This is a genomic window from Ornithinicoccus halotolerans (assembly GCF_009602535.1).
In the GTDB taxonomy this organism is placed as follows: Bacteria; Actinomycetota; Actinomycetes; order Actinomycetales; family Dermatophilaceae; genus Ornithinicoccus; species Ornithinicoccus halotolerans.
Genome location: NZ_WIQI01000003.1, coordinates 66,203 through 85,748 on the forward strand (window position 1 = coordinate 66,203; position 19,546 = coordinate 85,748).

17 protein-coding genes are annotated in these 19,546 nt (G+C 69.6%); all 17 read right to left on the bottom strand.

Annotation, left to right across the window (positions count from 1 at the left end):
* Window position 1: 1 nt before the first annotated feature.
* The gene (gene rpmC, locus GFJ45_RS01410) at window positions 2-286 is read right to left on the bottom strand and encodes a 50S ribosomal protein L29 (RefSeq protein WP_153393287.1); all 285 of its coding nucleotides are present in this window, start codon (window positions 284-286) and stop codon (window positions 2-4) included.
* Complete coding sequence (rplP, locus tag GFJ45_RS01415; RefSeq protein WP_153393290.1) at window positions 286-705, bottom strand: 50S ribosomal protein L16; 420 nt, start codon at window positions 703-705, stop codon at window positions 286-288. Before rplP ends, rpmC begins: the two co-directional genes overlap by 1 nt.
* The gene (rpsC, locus tag GFJ45_RS01420; protein ID WP_153393293.1) at window positions 705-1,541 is read right to left on the bottom strand and encodes a 30S ribosomal protein S3; all 837 of its coding nucleotides are present in this window, start codon (window positions 1,539-1,541) and stop codon (window positions 705-707) included. Before rpsC ends, rplP begins: the two co-directional genes overlap by 1 nt.
* Complete coding sequence (gene rplV, locus GFJ45_RS01425) at window positions 1,541-1,912, bottom strand: 50S ribosomal protein L22 (protein ID WP_153393296.1); 372 nt, start codon at window positions 1,910-1,912, stop codon at window positions 1,541-1,543. The genes rpsC and rplV overlap by 1 nt, the downstream gene beginning before the upstream one ends.
* Before the next feature lie 61 nt (window positions 1,913-1,973).
* On the bottom strand, window positions 1,974-2,255 hold the full coding sequence (gene rpsS, locus GFJ45_RS01430; protein WP_153393299.1) for a 30S ribosomal protein S19: 282 nt from the start codon (window positions 2,253-2,255) through the stop codon (window positions 1,974-1,976).
* An 18-nt stretch (window positions 2,256-2,273) separates the two neighbouring features.
* Window positions 2,274-3,110 (bottom strand): 50S ribosomal protein L2, encoded by an 837-nt coding sequence (gene rplB / locus GFJ45_RS01435; protein ID WP_153393302.1) that lies wholly within the window; start codon window positions 3,108-3,110, stop codon window positions 2,274-2,276.
* Between the two features lie 41 nt (window positions 3,111-3,151).
* A complete protein-coding gene (gene rplW / locus GFJ45_RS01440) occupies window positions 3,152-3,451 on the bottom strand; it encodes a 50S ribosomal protein L23 (RefSeq protein ID WP_153393304.1) in 300 nt (99 codons plus the stop codon).
* A complete protein-coding gene (gene rplD, locus GFJ45_RS01445; RefSeq protein ID WP_153393307.1) occupies window positions 3,448-4,107 on the bottom strand; it encodes a 50S ribosomal protein L4 in 660 nt (219 codons plus the stop codon). Before rplD ends, rplW begins: the two co-directional genes overlap by 4 nt.
* Before the next feature lie 4 nt (window positions 4,108-4,111).
* A complete protein-coding gene (gene rplC / locus GFJ45_RS01450) occupies window positions 4,112-4,768 on the bottom strand; it encodes a 50S ribosomal protein L3 (protein ID WP_153393310.1) in 657 nt (218 codons plus the stop codon).
* Window positions 4,769-4,779: 11 nt separating this feature from the next.
* Window positions 4,780-5,088: a 30S ribosomal protein S10 gene (rpsJ, locus tag GFJ45_RS01455; RefSeq protein ID WP_153393313.1), complete on the bottom strand. Its 309-nt coding sequence runs from the start codon at window positions 5,086-5,088 to the stop codon at window positions 4,780-4,782.
* 312 nt (window positions 5,089-5,400) lie between these two features.
* Entirely contained in the window at window positions 5,401-6,687 is a 1,287-nt protein-coding gene (locus GFJ45_RS01460; RefSeq protein WP_228386330.1) for an MFS transporter, read from the bottom strand.
* Between the two features lie 268 nt (window positions 6,688-6,955).
* On the bottom strand, window positions 6,956-8,152 hold the full coding sequence (tuf, locus tag GFJ45_RS01465; RefSeq protein ID WP_153393316.1) for an elongation factor Tu: 1,197 nt from the start codon (window positions 8,150-8,152) through the stop codon (window positions 6,956-6,958).
* 119 nt (window positions 8,153-8,271) lie between these two features.
* Window positions 8,272-10,374: an elongation factor G gene (fusA, locus tag GFJ45_RS01470; RefSeq protein ID WP_153393319.1), complete on the bottom strand. Its 2,103-nt coding sequence runs from the start codon at window positions 10,372-10,374 to the stop codon at window positions 8,272-8,274.
* Window positions 10,375-10,435: 61 nt separating this feature from the next.
* On the bottom strand, window positions 10,436-10,906 hold the full coding sequence (gene rpsG, locus GFJ45_RS01475; protein WP_153393322.1) for a 30S ribosomal protein S7: 471 nt from the start codon (window positions 10,904-10,906) through the stop codon (window positions 10,436-10,438).
* Window positions 10,906-11,280 carry a 30S ribosomal protein S12 gene (rpsL, locus tag GFJ45_RS01480; RefSeq protein WP_153393324.1) on the bottom strand — a complete coding sequence of 125 codons (375 nt, stop codon included), beginning with the start codon at window positions 11,278-11,280 and terminating at the stop codon, window positions 10,906-10,908. The genes rpsG and rpsL overlap by 1 nt, the downstream gene beginning before the upstream one ends.
* Window positions 11,281-11,723: 443 nt before the next feature.
* Complete coding sequence (locus GFJ45_RS01485) at window positions 11,724-15,632, bottom strand: DNA-directed RNA polymerase subunit beta' (RefSeq protein ID WP_153393326.1); 3,909 nt, start codon at window positions 15,630-15,632, stop codon at window positions 11,724-11,726.
* A gap of 109 nt (window positions 15,633-15,741) precedes the next feature.
* Window positions 15,742-19,227 (bottom strand): DNA-directed RNA polymerase subunit beta, encoded by a 3,486-nt coding sequence (rpoB, locus tag GFJ45_RS01490; RefSeq protein WP_153393329.1) that lies wholly within the window; start codon window positions 19,225-19,227, stop codon window positions 15,742-15,744.
* Between the last annotated feature and the right edge of the window lie 319 nt (window positions 19,228-19,546).

Sequence of the window (19,546 nt, forward strand, 5' to 3'; positions counted from 1 at the left end):
GTCAGCCCACCTTCTCGGTCTCGGTCTCGGTCGTGCTCGGCTCCTCAGCGGCAGCCGCGGTCCCCGGACGGCCGATCCCGAGCTCGCGCTCGCGCATCTCGGTGTAGATGCGGGCGATGTCCTTGCGGACCGCGCGCAGCCGGCCGTGGTTCTCCAGCTGGCCCGTGGCCGACTGGAACCGGAGGTTGAACAGCTCCTTCTTGGCCTCGGCCAGCGCGTCCCGCAGGGGCTGGTCCTCCAGGCCGCGCAGCTGCTCGGGGGTCAGGTTCTTGCTTCCGACCGCCATCAGTTCTCACCACCCTCACGCGCGACGAAGCGGCACTTCATCGGCAGCTTGTGCATGGCCAGGCGCATGGCCTCCCGCGCGATCTCCTCGGACACGCCGGACAGCTCGAACATCACCCGGCCCGGCTTGACGTTCGCGACCCACCACTCCGGGGAGCCCTTGCCGGAGCCCATCCGGGTCTCGGCGGGCTTCTTGGTCAGCGGGCGGTCCGGGTAGATGTTGATCCACACCTTCCCGCCACGCTTGATGTAACGGGTCATCGCGATTCGCGCGGACTCGATCTGCCGGTTGGTGACGTACGACGGCTCCAGCGCCTGGATCCCGTAGTCACCGAAGGCGATGGTCGTGCCGCCCTTGGCGGTGCCGCCCCGGGTGGGGTGGTGCTGCTTGCGGTACTTGACTCGACGGGGAATCAACATCAGGACTGCTCTCCCTCTGTGCTGCTCACGGAGGCGCCCTCGGCCGCGGGCTCCTGGGCCTCCAGGGCCGGCGCGTCGGTCTGCTGCTGACCACCGCGACGCTCACCGCGCCGGCCGCCACGGCTGGGCCGGTCGCCGTCACGGCGCCGGCCGGGACGGGACGGGGCCTGGGAGGCCTGCTCGCGGGCGAGCTCCCGGGCGGTGAGGTCACCCTTGTAGATCCACACCTTCACGCCGATGCGGCCGAAGGTGGTGCGGGCCTCGTAGAAGCCGTAGTCGATGTTGGCGCGCAGCGTGTGCAGCGGCACCCGGCCCTCGCGGTAGAACTCCGAACGGGACATCTCGGCCCCGCCCAGTCGACCGGAGCACTGGATCCGGATGCCCTTGGCTCCGGCGCGCAGCGCGGTCTGCAGGCCCTTGCGCATCGCCCGACGGAACGTCACTCGCGCGGCGAGCTGCTCGGCGATGCCCTGGGCGACCAGCTGGGCGTCCACCTCGGGGTTCTTGACCTCGAGGATGTTCAGCTGCACCTGCTTGCCGGTGAGCTTCTCCAGCTCGCTGCGGATCCGGTCGGCCTCCGCGCCGCGGCGGCCGATGACGATGCCCGGCCGGGCGGTGTGGATGTCGACCCGGACCCGGTCGCGGGTGCGCTCGATCTCCACCCTGGAGATGCCGGCGCGGTCCATCCCGGTGGAGAGCAGCTCCCGGATCGCCACGTCTTCCTTGACGTAGTCGCGGTAGCGCTGTCCCGGCTTGGTCGAGTCGGCGAACCACCGGCTGCTGTGCTCGGTCGTGATCCCCAGGCGGTAGCCGTTCGGGTTGATCTTCTGCCCCATTAGCGGGCACCTCCCTTGACGGTCTGCTGGGCGCCGACCAGCACGGTGATGTGGCTGGTCCGCTTGAGGATGCGGGCGGCGCGGCCCTGGGCGCGCGGCCGGAACCGCTTCATGGTCGGGCCCTCGTCGACGTACGCGCCGGTGATCACCAGGTCACGCTCGTCGAAGGCCTCCGCGGTCTGGTCGGCCTGGTAGCGCGCGTTGGCCACGGCGCTGTTCAGCACCTTGAGCACCGGCTCGCTAGCCGCCTGTGGGGCGAACTGCATCATCGCCACGGCGTCGGTCACGCGCTTGCCACGGATCAGGTCCACGACGCGGCGGGCCTTCATGGGCGTGACACGGACGTACCGCGCCTGCGCCTTGGCTTCCATCGCTGTCCCTTTACTTTCGTGCGAACTCATCGGATGTATCGGCTCGTCTCGGCCGGCCGCCTCAACGGCGGCGGCCCTTCCGGTCGTCCTTCTCGTGACCCTTGAAGGTCCGGGTCGGGGCGAACTCACCGAGCTTGTGGCCGACCATCGACTCGGTCACGAAGACCGGGACGTGCTTGCGGCCGTCGTGCACGGCCAGCGTGTGGCCGAGCATCTCGGGGGTGATCATGGACCGCCGGGACCAGGTCTTGATGACGGACTTGGTGCCGGCTTCGTTCTGGGCGTCCACCTTCTTGACGAGGTGGTCGTCGACGAAGGGGCCCTTCTTGAGGCTACGAGGCATGCTTCGCTAGCTCCCTACTCAGCGCTTCTTGCCGGTGCGGCGGCGACGCACGATCTGCTTGTCGCTCGGCTTGTTCGGACGACGGGTACGGCCCTCCGGCTGGCCCCAGGGGCTGACCGGGTGGCGACCACCGGAGGTGCGGCCCTCGCCACCACCGTGCGGGTGGTCGACCGGGTTCATGACGACACCGCGGACCGTGGGGCGACGCCCCTTCCAGCGCGACCGGCCGGCCTTGCCCCAGTTGATGTTGGTCTGCTCGGCGTTGCCGACCTCGCCGATGGTGGCGCGGCACCGGGCGTCCACGTTGCGGATCTCGCCCGAGGGCATCCGCAGCTGGGCGTTCGGACCGTCCTTGGCGACCAGCTGCACGCGCGCACCCGCGGACCGGGCGATCTTGGCCCCGCCGCCCGGGCGCAGCTCGATGGCGTGCACCACGGTGCCGGTGGGGATGTTGCGCAGCGGCAGGTTGTTGCCGGGCTTGATGTCGGCGGACGGGCCGTTCTCGACGGTGGCACCCTGCCGCAGCCGGTTCGGCGCGATGATGTAGCGCTTCTCGCCGTCGGCGTAGTGCAGCAGCGCGATGCGGGCGGTCCGGTTGGGGTCGTACTCGATGTGGGCGACCTTGGCCGGCACGCCGTCCTTGTCCGCGCGGCGGAAGTCGATGACGCGGTAGGCCCGCTTGTGGCCACCACCGATGTGCCGGGTGGTGATCCGACCGGAGGCGTTCCGGCCACCGGACTTGGACAGCGGGCGAACCAGCGACTTCTCCGGCGTGGTGCGGGTCACCTCGACGAAGTCGGCCACGCTCGAGCCGCGACGGCCCGGCGTTGTCGGCTTGTGCTTACGGATTGCCATGGTGGTTACAGTCCTCGGTTCTCGTCGTCTCGACTACCGGCTCAGAGCGTGCCGAAGATGTCGATGGTGCCTTCACGGAGCGTGACGATCGCCCGCTTGGTGTCCTTGCGGCGGCCGGTGCCGAACCGGGTGCGGCGGGCCTTGCCGGGCCGGTTCATCGTGTGCACCGAGGAGACCTTGACGCCGAAGATGTCCTCGACGGCGTGCTTGATCTCGGCCTTGTTGGCCCGCGGGTCCACCAGGAACGTGTACTTGCCCTGGTCCAGCAGGTTGTAGGACTTCTCGGAGACGACCGGCTTCAGCAGCACGTCGCGCGGGTCCTTGGCGGTGGTGGCGCTCACTTGGTCTCCTCCTCGGTCTGCCGCTCGCCGGCCTGCCGGCCCTCGATGAAGGCGGTCAGCGCCGGCTGGGTGAAGACCACGTCGTCGGCGCAGAGCACGTCGTAGGTGTTGAGCTGGTCGACGAACAGCACGTGCACGTCCGCCAGGTTGCGCAGGCTCTTCAGGGCCAGCTCGTCGCCGCGGTCGAGCACGACCAGCAGGTTGGCCCGCTCGGTGAGCGAGCCCAGCAGCTGGGCGGCGGTCTTGGTCGAGGGGTTCTCGCCCTCGACCACGCTGGACAGGCAGTGGATGCGGCCGTTGCGGGCCCGGTCCGACAGCGCACCGCGCAGTGCGGCGGCCTTCATCTTCTTCGGGGTCCGCTGGCTGTAGCTGCGCGGCTGCGGGCCGTGGACGGTGCCACCGCCGGCGAACTGCGGCGCCCGCACCGAGCCCTGCCGGGCGCGGCCGGTGCCCTTCTGGCGGTAGGGCTTGCGGCCACCGCCGCGGACGTCGCCGCGGGTCTTGGTGGCGTGCGTGCCCTGCCGAGCGGCCGCGAGCTGGGCCACGACCACCTGGTGGATCAGCGGCACGTTGGTCTGCACGTCGAAGATCTCGGCGGGCAGCTCGACGGTGCCGGCGGAGCCGCCGGTGGGCTGGGTGATGGTGATGGTCGTCATGGCGTCAGGCCCCCTTCGCCGCCGTGCGGACCAGCAGGACGCTGCCGCGCGGCCCCGGGACGGCGCCCTTGACCAGCAGCAGGCCCTTCTCGGCGTCCACGGCGTGGATCGTGAGGTTCTGGGTGGTGTGACGCACGCCGCCCATCCGGCCGGCCATGCGGTGCCCGCGGAAGACCCGGCCCGGGGTGGCCGCGCCACCGATCGAGCCCGGCTTGCGGTGGTTGCGGTGGGCGCCGTGGGAGGCCCCGACACCGGCGTAGCCGTGCCGCTTCATGGTCCCGGCGAAGCCCTTGCCCTTGGAGGTGCCGGTGACGTCGACGGTCTGCCCGGCCTCGAAGGTCTCCGCGGTCAGCTCCTGGCCCGGCTGGTAGTCGCCGGCGTCGCTGGTGCGCACCTCGGCGACGTGACGCCGCGGGGTCACGCCGGCGGCCTCGAAGTGGCCCTTCAGCGGCTTGGTCGCCTTGCGCGGGTCGACCTGCCCGAAGCCGATCTGGATGGCGTTGTAGCCGTCCTTCTCGTCGCTGCGGACCTGGGTGACCACGCAGGGGCCGGCCTTGATGACGGTCACGGGGACCAGGCGGTTGTCGGCGTCCCACACCTGGGTCATGCCGAGCTTCTCGCCGAGGACTCCCTTGACGCTGCGCTCAGTGGTAGCAGTCATTGGTGGTGCCCTTACAGCTTGATCTCGATGTTGACGTCAGCGGGCAGGTCGAGACGCATCAACGAGTCGACCGCCTTGGGGGTCGGGTCGACGATGTCGATGAGACGCTTGTGCGTCCGCATCTCGAAGGCCTCGCGGCTGTCCTTGTACTTGTGAGGCGACCGGATGACAGTGAAGACGTTCTTCTCCGTCGGCAGCGGCACCGGGCCGACCACGGTCGCGCCGGCACGGGTCACCGTGTCGACGATCTTGCGCGCCGAGCTGTCGATGACCTCGTGGTCATACGACTTCAGCCGGATGCGGATCTTCTGTCCCGCCATCGCTTGTCTGACTCTCTCTCGTCGTCCATCTGCCTGTTAGTCCCGGCGCCCTGCGGCGCGGGCTCTGACCCCCGAGGTCGGGCGTGTCGCCCTGTCCCCAGGCACACCGCAGGTCCGCTTCGATCTGGGCGTGGTGTCCGAGCCCGGCGGGAGGCCGGGGCTTGCGCTGCCACGAGAACCTCGGGACGGCCGCGCGAGCGTCCGGTCCCGACCCGCCCCGGGGGTAATCCCCGGTGCGTCCCACCGGTGTCGGTGGGTCCCGATCGGCCGCGGCACCGCCATGGGGACGGCACCGCGCGTCAAGCAACCGCTCTAGTGTGCCACGCGCTCCTCGACAGACCCAAATCGAGCCCGTGGCGGGCGCACGGCGACCGCCGCGGCGGCGACCGCCAGCGGGAGCAGCGTGCTGAGCCAGAGGACCTGGGCGTAGCTGCCGGTCGCCCCGTGCGCCGCGGCGAACAGCAGCGGCCCGAACGCGGTGGAGCCGACACTGACGGCGGCCACCACGCCCCGGAGCGCGCCGATGTGCAGCACGCCGAAGTAGTGCGGCACGGCGGCGGCCTCGGTGGCGCGGATCATCGCGCCACCGGAGCCGATGGCGACACCGAAGCCGACCGCGCTCCAGCCCGGGCTCACCATGGTGGCCCACCCCAGGGCCAGCACGTGCACCAGCATCGAGGAGACCACCACCCAGCGCGGGTTCAGCCGGTCGATCATGCGGCCGGCGGCCAGCGTGGCCACCACCCCGGCCACCGACTGCGGCAGGAAGTTGGCCGCGGCCTCGGTCGAGCTCAGTCCCCGCTCCCCCAGCAGGCTCACCTGGTGGAAGGCCACCGCCGTGAACAACATCCCGGAGACGGCGACGCCGGCGACGATCACCCAGAACCACGGCTGCCGCACCGCCTCGCGCCGCGTCATCCCCCACGGCTCGACCGGCTGCTGCCCCGGAACCGGGCGGCCGTCGGGCACCTGCCCCAGGTCGCGGGGGTCGTCCCGCAGCCCCCAGCGCGCCAGCGGCAGCACAACCACCCACACCAGCAGCCCCAGCACCACCCAGGCCACGCGCCACCCTCGGGCGGCGATGAGCAGGTCGGCCAGCAGCGGGGTCAGCGCGATCCCGCAGGTCCCGGCAGCCGACACGACGCCCATCGCGGTGCCGCGCCGCCGCTCGAACCAGCGGGCGGCGGCGGTCGTCGCCGACAGCCCGAGCGCGCCCTGACCCAGGGAGCGGATCCCGACGAAGGCCAGCGTGACGCCGACCACGCCGGCGACCGTGGCGGAGGCGACCAGCACCGCCCCGAACAGGGCCCCGATGAGCAGCATGGTGCGGCGCACGCCCCACCGGTCCAGCAGCCGGCCCACGGACGGCACCACGAGGGTGCCCGCGAGGGTGCCGACGAGGTAGGCGGTGGAGATGGTCTCCCGGCTGACGCCGAGGTCGCGCACCAACGGGTCGATGAAGACCGAGACCCCGGCCGTCTGACCGGGACCGGTCATCGCCAGCGCCACCGCGGCCAGCGCCACCACGTGCCACCCGTAGAAGCCACCGGGCTCCCGCGCACCGGGCGGCCGGCCGGGCGGCGCCTCGGTGGCGGGCACGGGCGGTCGGGGACGGAGCGTCCAGGACACGGCAAGGGCCTCGCAGACGGGTCGGTGCGGTGGTGGGCCACAGCACGCCCTCGGGCCATGGTTCGGTGAGGAGCCTCGCTCCCCCGCGAGGGCTCCTCCGGCCGCCCAGCGTAGCGGCGGCGGCGCCCGGCTGCGCCCCCGGCCGCGACCGGGCAGCGGGAACGACCGAGCCCCCGCAGCCGGTCGGCTGCGGGGGCTCGGTCCCGTGCGTGGGTCCCGGGTCAGCCCCGGGGAGGGGTCACTTGATGATCTTGGTGACCCGCCCGGCGCCCACGGTCCGGCCACCCTCGCGGATGGCGAACTGCAGGCCCTCCTCCATGGCGATCGGCTGGATCAGCTCGACGCGCATCTCGGTGTTGTCGCCGGGCATGACCATCTCGGTGCCCTCGGGCAGGTGCACGACGCCGGTCACGTCCGTGGTCCGGAAGTAGAACTGCGGACGGTAGTTGTCGTAGAACGGCGTGTGCCGGCCGCCCTCGTCCTTGGACAGGATGTAGACGCTGGCCTCGAACTCGGTGTGCGGGGTGATCGACCCCGGCTTGCAGACCACCTGGCCGCGCTCGACGTCCTCGCGCTTGACGCCACGCAGCAGCAGGCCGACGTTCTCGCCCGCGCGGCCCTCGTCGAGCAGCTTGCGGAACATCTCGATGCCGGTGACGGTGGTCTTGGTGGCGGGGCCCTCGTGGATGCCGACGATCTCGACGTCCTCGTTGACCTTCAGCACACCGCGCTCGATGCGGCCGGTGACGACGGTGCCGCGGCCGGTGATGGTGAAGACGTCCTCCACCGGCATCAGGAACGGCTTGTCGGTGTCGCGCTGCGGCTCGGGGATGTACTCGTCGACCGCGGTGAGCAGCTCCATCAGCTTCTCGGACCACTGCGGGTCGCCCTCGAGGGCCTTGAGCGCCGAGACCTGCACGACCGGCAGGTCGTCACCCGGGAACTCGTAGGAGGACAGCAGCTCGCGGACCTCCATCTCCACGAGCTCCATGATCTCCTCGTCGTCGACCATGTCCGCCTTGTTCAGCGCGACCACGATGTAGGGGACGCCGACCTGGCGGGCCAGCAGGACGTGCTCCTTGGTCTGCGGCATGGGGCCGTCGGTGGCGGCCACCACGAGGATCGCACCGTCCATCTGCGCGGCACCCGTGATCATGTTCTTCACGTAGTCCGCGTGACCGGGGCAGTCGACGTGGGCGTAGTGCCGGCTCTCGGTCTGGTACTCGATGTGCGCGATGGAGATGGTGATGCCGCGCTGCTTCTCCTCGGGCGCCTTGTCGATCGAGTCGAACGGAGACGCCTGGTTGAGCTCCGGCAGCTTGTCGTGCAGGACCTTGGAGATGGCAGCCGTCAGCGTCGTCTTGCCGTGGTCGATGTGACCGATCGTGCCGATGTTGACGTGCGGCTTGCTCCGTTCGAACTTGGCCTTAGCCACTGGTGTCCTCCTCGGGACTGGTTGTGCGTGTCGCCCCCATGGATACCCTCGGGCGTGGGCGACGACGTCGGTCTGGTTACTGGATCGAGTCTGTGGTCACCGCGGTGAGTCTACCGCTGTCACTCACCACGGATCTTCTTGACGATCTCCTCGGCGACGTTCTTGGGAACCTCGGCGTAGGAGTCGAACTGCATCGTGTAGTTGGCTCGACCCTGGGTCTTGGACCGCAGGTCGCCAACGTACCCGAACATCTCCGACAGCGGCACCAGGGCTCGGACGACCTTGGCGCCGCTGACCTCCTCCATGGACTGAATGTGTCCACGACGGGCATTGATGTCGCCGATGACGTCGCCCATGTACTCCTCGGGCGTGCGCACCTCGACGGACATCATCGGCTCGAGCAGCACGGGGCTGGCCTTGCGGACGGCCTCCTTGAGGACCATCGAGCCGGCGATCTTGAACGCCATCTCGGAGGAGTCGACGTCGTGGTAGGCGCCGTCGACAAGGGTGGCCTTGATGCCCACCAGCGGATAGCCGGCGATCACGCCCAGCTGCATCGCCTCCTGGATGCCCTGGTCCACGCTGGGGATGTACTCCTTGGGGACCCGGCCACCAGTGACCACGTTGGCGAACTCGTAGAGCTGGCCCTCGCTGGTGTCCAGCGGCTCGAAGGTGACCTGCACCTTGGCGAACTGGCCGGACCCGCCGGTCTGCTTCTTGTGGGTGTAGTCGTACTTCTCGACCGGCTTGCGGATGGTCTCGCGGTAGGCGACCTGCGGGGCGCCCACGTTGGCCTCGACCTTGAACTCGCGCTTCATCCGGTCGACCAGGATGTCCAGGTGCAGCTCGCCCATCCCGCCGATGACGGTCTGGCCGGTCTCCTCGTCCAGTCGGACGGTGAAGGTGGGGTCCTCCTGGGCCAGCTTCTGGATGGCGGTGGAGAGCTTCTCCTGGTCGCTCTTGGTCTTGGGCTCGATCGCCACGTGGATGACCGGCTCCGGGAAGTTCATCGACTCCAGCACGATCTGCTGGTTCATGTCCGAGAGCGTGTCACCGGTGGTGGTGTCCTTGAGCCCGATGAAGGCGTAGATGTGCCCGGCGGTGGCGAAGTCCACCGGGTTCTCCTTGTTGGAGTGCATCTGGAACAGCTTGCCGATGCGCTCCTTCTTGCCCTTGGTCGAGTTCATGACCTGGGTGCCGGCCTGCACCCGGCCCGAGTAGACGCGCACGTAGGTGAGCGTGCCGAAGAACGGGTGGGTGGCGACCTTGTAGGCCAGCGCCGAGAACGGCTCGTCGGCGGAGGGCTTGCGGCTCAGCTCCACGCTCTCGTCCTTGGGGTCGTGCCCGACCATCGGGGGCACGTCCAGCGGCGAGGGCAGGTAGCTGACCACCGCATCCAGCATCGGCTGGACACCCTTGTTCTTGAACGCCGAGCCGCACAGCACCGGGTAGGCCTCGGAGTTGACGGTGAGCCGCCGGATGCCGGCGACCAGCTCCTCCTCGGTCAGCTCCTCGCCGCCGAGGTACTTCTCCATCAGCTCGTCGTCGGACTCCGCGACCTGCTCGATGAGCTGCTCGCGGTACTGCTCGGCCTTCTCCTGCAGGTCGGCCGGGATCTCCTCGACGGCGTAGTCCTCGCCCTTCTTGACCTCGCCGCGCCAGGTCAGCGCCCGCATCCGGACCAGGTCGACGACGCCGATGAAGTCGTTCTCGGCGCCGATGGGCAGCTGGACCACCAGCGGGGTGGCCCCGAGCCGGTCCTTGATGGTCTGGACGGTGAAGTAGAAGTCAGCGCCCAGCTTGTCCATCTTGTTGACGAAGCAGACCCGCGGCACGTTGTAGGTGTCGGCCTGGCGCCACACGGTCTCGGACTGGGGCTCGACGCCCTCCTTGCCGTCGAAGACGGCCACCGCACCGTCGAGCACCCGCAGCGACCGCTCCACCTCGACGGTGAAGTCGACGTGCCCGGGGGTGTCGATGATGTTGATCTGGATGTCCTTCCAGAAGCAGGTCGTCGCGGCCGACGTGATGGTGATGCCGCGCTCCTGCTCCTGCTCCATCCAGTCCATCGTCGAGGCCCCGTCGTGGGTCTCGCCGATCTTGTAGTTGATCCCGGTGTAGAACAGGACCCGCTCGGTGGTCGTCGTCTTGCCGGCATCGATGTGAGCCATGATGCCGATGTTGCGGACCTTCCTCAGGTCCGTGAGGACGTCGAGTGCCACAGTCTCTCTTCTCTGCTCAGTCGCGTTACGTGGGTCGCTGACGTGGGGGCGGGGCCCGTCGTCACCAGCGGTAGTGGGCGAACGCCTTGTTGGCCTCGGCCATCTTGTGGGTGTCCTCGCGGCGCTTGACCGCGGCGCCCAGGCCGTTGCTGGCGTCGAGGATCTCGTTCATCAGGCGCTCGGTCATCGTCTTCTCACGACGCTGCCGGGCGTAGCCGACCAGCCAGCGCAGCGACAGCGTGGTGCCGCGGCCGGGCTTGACCTCGATGGGGACCTGGTAGGTCGCACCACCGACGCGGCGGCTCTTGACCTCCAGCGACGGCTTGACGTTGTCCAGCGCGCGCTTGAGGGTCTGCACCGGGTCGGTGCCGGTCTTGGCGCGGCAGCCCTCGAGGGCGCCGTAGACGATCCGCTCGGCGACGGACTTCTTGCCGTCCTGCAGGATCTTGTTGACCAGCTGGGTGACCAGCGGGGACCCGTAGACGGGGTCCGAGATCAGCGGGCGCTTGGGAGCAGGGCCCTTGCGAGGCATTACTTCTTCTCCTTCTTCGCGCCGTACCGGGACCGGGACTGGTTGCGGCCCTTGACGCCCTGGGTGTCGAGGGAGCCGCGGATGATCTTGTAGCGCACGCCGGGCAGGTCCTTCACGCGACCGCCGCGCACCAGCACCATCGAGTGCTCCTGCAGGTTGTGGCCCACGCCCGGGATGTAGGCGGTGACCTCGATGCCCGAGGTCAGCCGGACGCGCGCGACCTTGCGCAGCGCGGAGTTCGGCTTCTTCGGGGTGGTGGTGTAGACGCGGGTGCACACACCGCGTCGCTGGGGGTTCCCCTTGAGGGCAGGACTGTTCTTCTTCTGAACCTTGTCCTGCCGCCCCTTGCGGACCAGCTGGTTGATCGTGGGCACTGACACTCCATCAGTCGGTGTTGTCCGTGTGGGCCGCCATCGTCGGCGACGTCACACTCCTTGGTGTTCGTCCCCGCCGGACCCTCAGGTCGTCCGGGGACCTCCCCCCTGCACTCCCCGGGTCGGCACCGCGGACCGTTGCAGATCGCGAGGTGGTCGACCGGGACGCCCGGCGGGAGCGGGTGGCTGCTGCCCGGCCGCTGCTCCCTCGGGAGCGCGCGAGTTGCCGGGCACGCCGGTGTGTGGGCATGCCACACACAACGGTCAAGACTACCGGTCCGGCCAGCAGCGGGCCAAATCGTCCCGGAGGTGGGGCCGGGTCCGACCGGTCCGTCCCGGCCGGCCGGCTCACCACCACGGATTCTTCGGTGACGACGGAGGGCGGGGCCGGCGCCGGAGCGCCGGACCCCGCCCTCGTCATCGGGTCCGCTCGGGCAGGGCGCTCAGTAGCGCTCCTCCCCGAAGGCCAGGTCGTCCAGCTGCACGGCCTCGCCGCTGCCCGGCCCGAAGGCCGGGTACTCGAACTCGCCGTACTCCGGCACGGCGTAGGCGGCCGCCTTGGCCTCCTCCGTGGGCTCCACGGTGAGGTTGCGGTAGCGCGGCAGCCCGGTCCCGGCCGGGATCAGCTTGCCGAGGATGACGTTCTCCTTCAGCCCCAGCAGCGGGTCCGACTTGGCCTGCATGGCCGCCTCGGTGAGCACCCGGGTGGTCTCCTGGAAGGAGGCCGCTGACAGCCACGAGTCGGTGGCCAGCGAGGCCTTGGTGATCCCCATCAGCTCCGGGCGACCGGAGGCCGGCTTGCCGCCCTCGGCGACCACGCGACGGTTCTCCATCTCGAACCGGCCGCGCTCGACCAGCTCGCCGGGCAGCAGCTCGGTGTCGCCGGCCTCGATGATGGTGATCCGGCGCAGCATCTGCCGCACGATGACCTCGATGTGCTTGTCGTGGATCGACACGCCCTGCTGCCGGTAGACGCCCTGCACCTCGTCCACGAGGTGCTGCTGCGCGGCCCGCGGGCCGAGGATGCGCAGCACCTGCTTGGGGTCGATGGCGCCCTGCACCAGCTGCCGCCCGACCTCGACGTGGTCGCCGTCGCGCACCAGCAGGCGGGCCCGCTGGCTGACCGGGTAGGCGTGCTCCTCGGAGCCGTCGTCGGGCACCAGCACCAGGCGCCGGGTCCGGTCGGACTCCTCCACCTGGATGCGGCCGGTGGCCTCGGCGATCGGGGCGACCGCCTTGGGCGTGCGCGCCTCGAACAGCTCGACCACGCGCGGCAGGCCCTGGGTGATGTCGTCACCAGCCACACCGCCGGTGTGGAAGGTCCGCATCGTCAGCTGCGTGCCGGGCTCACCGATCGACTGGGCGGCGACGATGCCGACGGCCTCGCCGATGTCGACCAGCTTGCCGCTGGCCAGCGACCGGCCGTAGCACTTGGCGCAGGTGCCGACCAGGGATTCGCAGGTGAGCACCGACCGCACCTTGACCTCGCGCACGCCGGCGGAGACCAGGCCGTCGATGACCACGTCACCGAGGTCCAGGCCGGCCTCGGCCAGCACCTCGCCGTCCTTGACGACGTCCTGGGCCAGGGTGCGGGCGTAGACCGCGGTCTCGACGTCGTCGTGCTCGCGCAGCGAGCCGTCGGCGTTCTCGATCGCGATCGGCATGACGAAGCCGCGGTCGCTGCCGCAGTCGGCCTCACGCACGATCACGTCCTGGCTGACGTCCACCAGCCGGCGGGTCAGGTAGCCGGAGTCGGCCGTCCGCAGCGCGGTGTCGGCCAGGCCCTTCCGGGCGCCGTGGGTGGAGATGAAGAACTCCAGCACCGACAGCCCCTCCCGGAAGTTGGACTTGATCGGACGCGGGATGATCTCACCCTTGGGGTTGGCCATCAGTCCGCGCATGCCGGCGATCTGCCGCAGCTGGAACCAGTTGCCTCGGGCCCCGGAGGTGACCATCCGGTAGATGGTGTTCTCCCGCGGCATCGAGGTCTCCAGCTCCTTGGCGACCTCGTTGGTCGCCTGCGTCCAGATCTCGATGAGCTCCTGCCGGCGCTCGTCGTCGGTGATCAGCCCGCGCTCGTACTGGGTCTGCACCTTGGCGGCCTTGGCGTCGTAGGACTCCAGGATCGCCGGCTTGCGCTCGGGCGTGGAGACGTCCGAGACCGCCACCGTGGTGCCCGACCGGGTCGCCCAGTAGAAGCCGAGGTCCTTCAGCCCGTCCAGCGACGTGGCGACCTGGACCTTGGTGTAGCGCTCGGCCAGGTCGTTGACGACGCCGGAGAGCCGCTTCTTGTCCACCACGTCGTTGATGAACGGGTAGTCCGGCGGCAGCGCGTCGTTGAACAGCGCCCGGCCCAGGGTGGTGCGCAGGCTGAACACCGAGGCGGTGCCGTCCTCGCCCACCTCGACGCCCTCGGGCAGCTCCAGGCCCAGCGGCGGCGCGGTGTCCCGCACTCGCAGCACGATCGGGGTGCCGATGTTGATCTCCCCGGCGTCGAAGGCCATCTGGGCCTCGGCGACCGAGGCGAAACTGCGGTCGTGGGCCTGGCCGTCACCGTTGCTGACCTGCACCGTCCCGGACTCGGCGGTCAGGTGGTACAGGCCGATCACCATGTCCTGGGTGGGCATGGTCACCGGGCGGCCGTCGGCGGGCTTGAGGATGTTGTTGCTGGACAGCATCAGGATCCGGGCCTCGGCCTGCGCCTCCGCGGACAGCGGGAGGTGGACCGCCATCTGGTCGCCGTCGAAGTCGGCGTTGAAGGCGGTGCAGACCAGCGGGTGGATCTGGATGGCCTTGCCCTCGACCAGCTGCGGCTCGAAGGCCTGGATGCCGAGGCGGTGCAGCGTCGGCGCGCGGTTCAGCAGCACGGGGTGGTCACTGATGACCTCCTCGAGCACGTCCCACACCACCGAGCGACCCCGCTCGACCATGCGCTTGGCCGACTTGATGTTCTGCGCGTGGTCGAGGTCGACCAGGCGCTTCATCACGAACGGCTTGAACAGCTCCAGCGCCATCTGCTTGGGCAGGCCGCACTGGTGCAGCTTCAGCTGCGGGCCGACCACGATGACCGAGCGGCCCGAGTAGTCGACGCGCTTGCCCAGCAGGTTCTGCCGGAACCGGCCCTGCTTGCCCTTGAGCATGTCGGACAGCGACTTCAGCGGCCGGTTGCCCGGGCCGGTCACCGCCCGGCCGCGGCGGCCGTTGTCGAACAGGCTGTCCACGGCCTCCTGCAGCATCCGCTTCTCGTTGTTGACGATGATCTCGGGCGCGCCGAGGTCCAGCAGCCGCTTGAGGCGGTTGTTCCGGTTGATGACGCGCCGGTAGAGGTCGTTCAGGTCCGAGGTCGCGAAGCGGCCACCGTCCAGCTGCACCATCGGGCGCAGGTCCGGCGGGATGACCGGCACGCAGTCCAGCACCATCCCGGCCGGGGTGTTGGTGGTGTTCATGAAAGACGTGACGACCTTCAGCCGCTTGATGGCCCGGGTCTTGCGCTGGCCCTTGCCGGTGGCGATGACCTCGCGCAGCGAGGCGGCCTCGGCCTCCAGGTCGAAGTTCTGCAGCCGGTTCTGCAGCGCTGCCGCGCCCATGCCGCCCTCGAAGTACATGCCGAACCGCTCGCGCATCTCGCGGTACAGCACCTCGTCACCCTCCAGGTCCTGCACCTTGAGGTTCTTGAAGCGGTCCCACACCTGCTCCAGCCGCTCGATCTGCTGCTCGGCCCGGCGGCGGATGGCGTTCATCTCGCGCTCGGCCGAGTCACGCACCTTGCGGCGCGCGTCGCCCTTGGCGCCCTCAGCCTCCAGCTCGGCCAGGTCGGCCTCGAGCTTCTGGGCGCGGGCCTCCACCTCGGCGTCGCGCCGGTTCTCCAGCTCCTTGCGCTCGACCTGGATCTGGTTCTCCAGCGAGGGCAGGTCCTCGTGCCGGCCCTCCTCGTCGACCCAGGTGATCATGTAGGCGGCGAAGTAGATGACCTTCTCCAGGTCCTTCGGCGCCAGGTCCAGCAGGTAGCCCAGCCGGCTGGGCACGCCCTTGAAGTACCAGATGTGGGTGACCGGAGCGGCCAGCTCAATGTGGCCCATCCGCTCGCGGCGCACGCCGGCGCGGGTCACCTCGACGCCGCAGCGCTCGCAGATGATGCCCTTGAAGCGGACGCGCTTGTACTTTCCGCAGTAGCACTCCCAGTCCCGGGTGGGACCGAAGATCTTCTCGCAGAACAGCCCGTCCTTCTCCGGCTTCAGCGTCCGGTAGTTGATGGTCTCGGGCTTCTTGACCTCGCCGTGGCTCCACCGGCGGATGTCCTCCGCGGTGGCCAGGCCGATCCTCAGCTCGTCGAAGAAGTTGACGTCGAGCACGTGGGTCCTTCTCTCCGTGAGATTCCGTGAAGTCTCATGTGGTGTGTGGTCGATAGGTCAGGTAGCGGCCCGCCCGCCCCGCCGCTGCCGCGCCGGGGCGGGCGGTCGCTCAGACTTCCTCGACGCTGCTCGGCTCCCGCCGCGACAGGTCGATACCCAGCTCCTCGGCCGCGCGGAAGACCTCCTGGTCGGACTCGCGCAGGTCGATGTGGCTGCCGTCGCTGGAGAGCACCTCGACGTTCAGGCACAGCGACTGCATCTCCTTGATGAGCACCTTGAACGACTCGGGGATGCCCGGCTCGGGCACGTTGTCGCCCTTGACGATCGACTCGTAGACCTTGACCCGTCCGGTCACGTCGTCGGACTTGATCGTCAGCAGCTCCTGCAGCGCGTAGGCGGCGCCGTAGGCCTCCAGCGCCCAGACCTCCATCTCGCCGAAGCGCTGGCCACCGAACTGGGCCTTACCGCCCAGCGGCTGCTGGGTGATCATCGAGTACGGCCCGGTGCTGCGCGCGTGGATCTTGTCGTCCACCAGGTGGTGCAGCTTGAGGATGTACATGTAGCCCACGGCGATCGGGTCCGGGTACGGCTCGCCGGAGCGGCCGTCGAGCAGCCGCGCCTTGCCGGAGGAGTCGATCAGCCGGCCGCCGTCGTCGGTGGGACGGGTGGAGTCCAGCAGACCGGCGATCTCCTCCTCCAGCGCACCGTCGAAGACGGGGCTGGCGACCCGGGTCCCCGGCGGCACCGAGCGGGCCTCTGCCGAGAAGTTCTCCGCCCAGGTGGGCTCCCCCTGGATCTCCCAGCCCTGCGCCGCGGCCCAGCCGAGGTGCAGCTCCAGGATCTGGCCGATGTTCATCCGGCCGGGCACGCCCAGCGGGTTGAGCACGATGTCGACCGGGGTGCCGTCCTCGAGGAACGGCATGTCCTCGACCGGGACGATCTTGGAGATGACGCCCTTGTTGCCGTGCCGGCCGGCGAGCTTGTCACCGTCGGTGATCTTGCGCTTGGAGGCGACGTAGACGCGCACCAGCTGATTGACGCCGGGGGGGAGCTCGTCGCCCTCCTCGCGGTCGAAGACCTTGACGCCGATGACGGTGCCGGTCTCGCCGTGCGGGACCTTCATCGAGGTGTCGCGGACCTCCCGCGCCTTCTCGCCGAAGATCGCCCGCAGCAGCCGCTCCTCCGGGGTCAGCTCGGTCTCGCCCTTGGGCGTGACCTTGCCGACCAGCAGGTCACCGTCGCGGACCTCGGCGCCGATGCGGATGATGCCGCGCTCGTCGAGGTCGGCCAGGACCTCCTCGGAGACGTTGGGGATGTCTCGGGTGATCTCCTCCGGGCCCAGCTTGGTGTCGCGGGCGTCGATCTCGTGCTCCTCGATGTGGATCGAGGAGAGCACGTCGTCCTGGACGATCCGCTGGCTGAGGATGATCGCGTCCTCGTAGTTGTAGCCCTCCCACGGCATGAACGCCACCAGCAGGTTGCGGCCCAGGGCCATCTCGCCCCCGTCGGTCGAGGGACCGTCGGCGATGAGGTCACCCTCCTCCAGGCGCTGGCCCTCCTCGACCCGGACCTGCTGGTTGTAGCAGTTGCCCTGGTTGGACCGGGTGAACTTGTCCAGCCGGTAGGACTGGTAGGTGCCGTCGTCGTTGGCGACGGTGACCAGGTCGGCGGAGGCCTCCTGGACCACGCCGGCCTTCTCGGCCCGCACCACGTCACCGGAGTCCAGCGCGGCGCGGTGCTCCATCCCGGTGCCCACCAGCGGCGCCTCCGCCCGCACCAGCGGCACCGCCTGGCGCTGCATGTTGGCGCCCATCAGCGCGCGGTTGGCGTCGTCGTGCTCCAGGAACGGGATCATCGCGGTCGCCGCGGACACCATCTGCCGGGCCGAGACGTCCATGTAGTCGACCTCGCCGGCCGGCACGTCGACGGCCTCGCCGTCACGGGCCCGGACCAGCACCCGCTCGGTCGCGAAGGTGCCGTCCTCGGTCAGCTTGGCGTTGGCCTGCGCGATGACGAGGCGGTCCTCCTCGTCAGCGGACAGGTAGACCACCTCGTCGGTGACCCGGCCGTTGTCGACCTTGCGGTAGGGGGTCTCCACGAAGCCGAACGCGTTGATCCGGCCGTAGGAGGCCAGCGACCCGATCAGGCCGATGTTCGGGCCCTCCGGGGTCTCGATCGGGCACATCCGGCCGTAGTGCGACGGGTGGACGTCCCGCACCTCCATGCCCGCCCGGTCGCGGGACAGCCCGCCCGGGCCCAGCGCCGAGAGCCGGCGCTTGTGGGTGAGCCCGGCCAGCGGGTTGTTCTGGTCCATGAACTGGGACAGCTGGCTGGTCCCGAAGAACTCCTTGATGGAGGCCACGACCGGCCGGATGTTGATCAGCGTCTGCGGCGTGATCGCCTCGACGTCCTGGGTCGTCATCCGCTCCCGGACCACGCGCTCCATCCGGGACAGCCCGGTCCGCACCTGGTTCTGGATCAGCTCACCGACGCTACGCAGCCGGCGGTTGCCGAAGTGGTCGATGTCGTCGACCTCGGCCGGCACCTCGGTCTGCTGGCCGTCCTGCACCGACGGCACGGTGGTCTCGCCGGCGTGCAGCGCAACCAGGTACCTGATGGTCGCGACGATGTCGTCGACCCCCAGCACCGACTCGGTCAGCGGGGCCTCCAGGCCCAGCTTCTTGTTGATCTTGTACCGGCCCACCTTGGCCAGGTCGTACCGCTTGGGGTTGAAGTAGAGGTTGTCCAGCAGCGTCTGCGCGGCCTCGCGGGTCGGCGGCTCGCCCGGGCGCAGCTTGCGGTAGATGTCCAGCAGCGCCTCGTCCTGGTTGGCGACGTGGTCCTTCTCCAGGGTGAGCCGCATCGACTCGTAGTCGCCGAACTCCGCCAGGATCTGGTCCTCGGTCCAGCCCAGCGCCTTGAGCAGCACGGTGACCGACTGCTTGCGCTTGCGGTCGACACGGACGCCGACGGTGTCGCGCTTGTCGACCTCGAACTCCAGCCAGGCACCGCGGCTGGGGATCACCTTGGCGCCGAAGACGTCCTTGTCGGAGGTCTTGTCCAGGGAGCGCTCGAAGTAGACGCCCGGGCTGCGGACCAGCTGGGAGACCACGACGCGCTCGGTCCCGTTGATGATGAAGGTGCCGCGGTCGGTCATGAGCGGGAAGTCGCCCATGAACACCGTCTGGCTCTTGATCTCACCGGTGGTGTTGTTGATGAACTCCGCGGTGACGAACAGCGGGGCGGAGTAGGTCATGTCCCGCTCCTTGCACTCCTCGATGGAGTACTTCTGCTCCTCGAAGCGGTGGTCGCGGAACGACAGCGACATGGAGCCGGAGAAGTCCTCGATGGGGGAGATCTCCTCGAAGATGTCCTCCAGCCCGGACCGGTCCGGCACGTCCTGGCGGCCCTCGGCCTGGGCGGCGGCGACACGCGCCTGCCAGGCCTCGTTGCCGAGGAGCCAGTCGAAGCTCTCCGTCTGCAGAGCGAGGAGGTCGGGGACCTCCAGGGGTTCGCGGATCTTCGCGAAGCTCAGCCGGCCGGAAGCCGTCCGAGCGGTGGACACAGTCTTCTTCGCAGTGCGCGAGGCAGCCAAGGATGGTCCTTCCACGGGCCTAACAAGGTGGCAGGGTCAGCAACCCGGCACCACCTGGCGCGCACGCGTGTCCAGCGCAGGAGGGAGGCATAGACACGTCATCGGCGGCAGCAGGCGGGTACAGGGCAGCGCAAAGAAACAGCATACACGAGCCGCCCGCATCCGCCAAACCCTCCAGCGGACGCCAGCAGCCAGCGGCGGCATCGCCGCGCCGACCCGCTCCCCCCGCGGGACGGGCGGGCCCTGCTGCAGGCCCGGCCGACAGAATCGCCGTTCGCGGGCCGCGCGTCAAGCCCGGGACGGGCGTGTCCGTCACGGA

Coding starts and splice junctions, on each gene's coding strand:
- rplP (WP_153393290.1), bottom strand. CDS start 705: ATGTTGATTCCCCGTCGAGTCAAGTACCGCAAGCAGCACCACCCCACC.
- rpsC (WP_153393293.1), bottom strand. CDS start 1,541: ATGGGGCAGAAGATCAACCCGAACGGCTACCGCCTGGGGATCACGACC.
- rpsS (WP_153393299.1), bottom strand. CDS start 2,255: ATGCCTCGTAGCCTCAAGAAGGGCCCCTTCGTCGACGACCACCTCGTC.
- rplV (WP_153393296.1), bottom strand. CDS start 1,912: ATGGAAGCCAAGGCGCAGGCGCGGTACGTCCGTGTCACGCCCATGAAG.
- rpmC (WP_153393287.1), bottom strand. CDS start 286: ATGGCGGTCGGAAGCAAGAACCTGACCCCCGAGCAGCTGCGCGGCCTG.
- rpsJ (WP_153393313.1), bottom strand. CDS start 5,088: ATGGCGGGACAGAAGATCCGCATCCGGCTGAAGTCGTATGACCACGAG.
- rplD (WP_153393307.1), bottom strand. CDS start 4,107: ATGACGACCATCACCATCACCCAGCCCACCGGCGGCTCCGCCGGCACC.
- rplC (WP_153393310.1), bottom strand. CDS start 4,768: ATGACTGCTACCACTGAGCGCAGCGTCAAGGGAGTCCTCGGCGAGAAG.
- rplB (WP_153393302.1), bottom strand. CDS start 3,110: ATGGCAATCCGTAAGCACAAGCCGACAACGCCGGGCCGTCGCGGCTCG.
- rpsG (WP_153393322.1), bottom strand. CDS start 10,906: ATGCCTCGCAAGGGCCCTGCTCCCAAGCGCCCGCTGATCTCGGACCCC.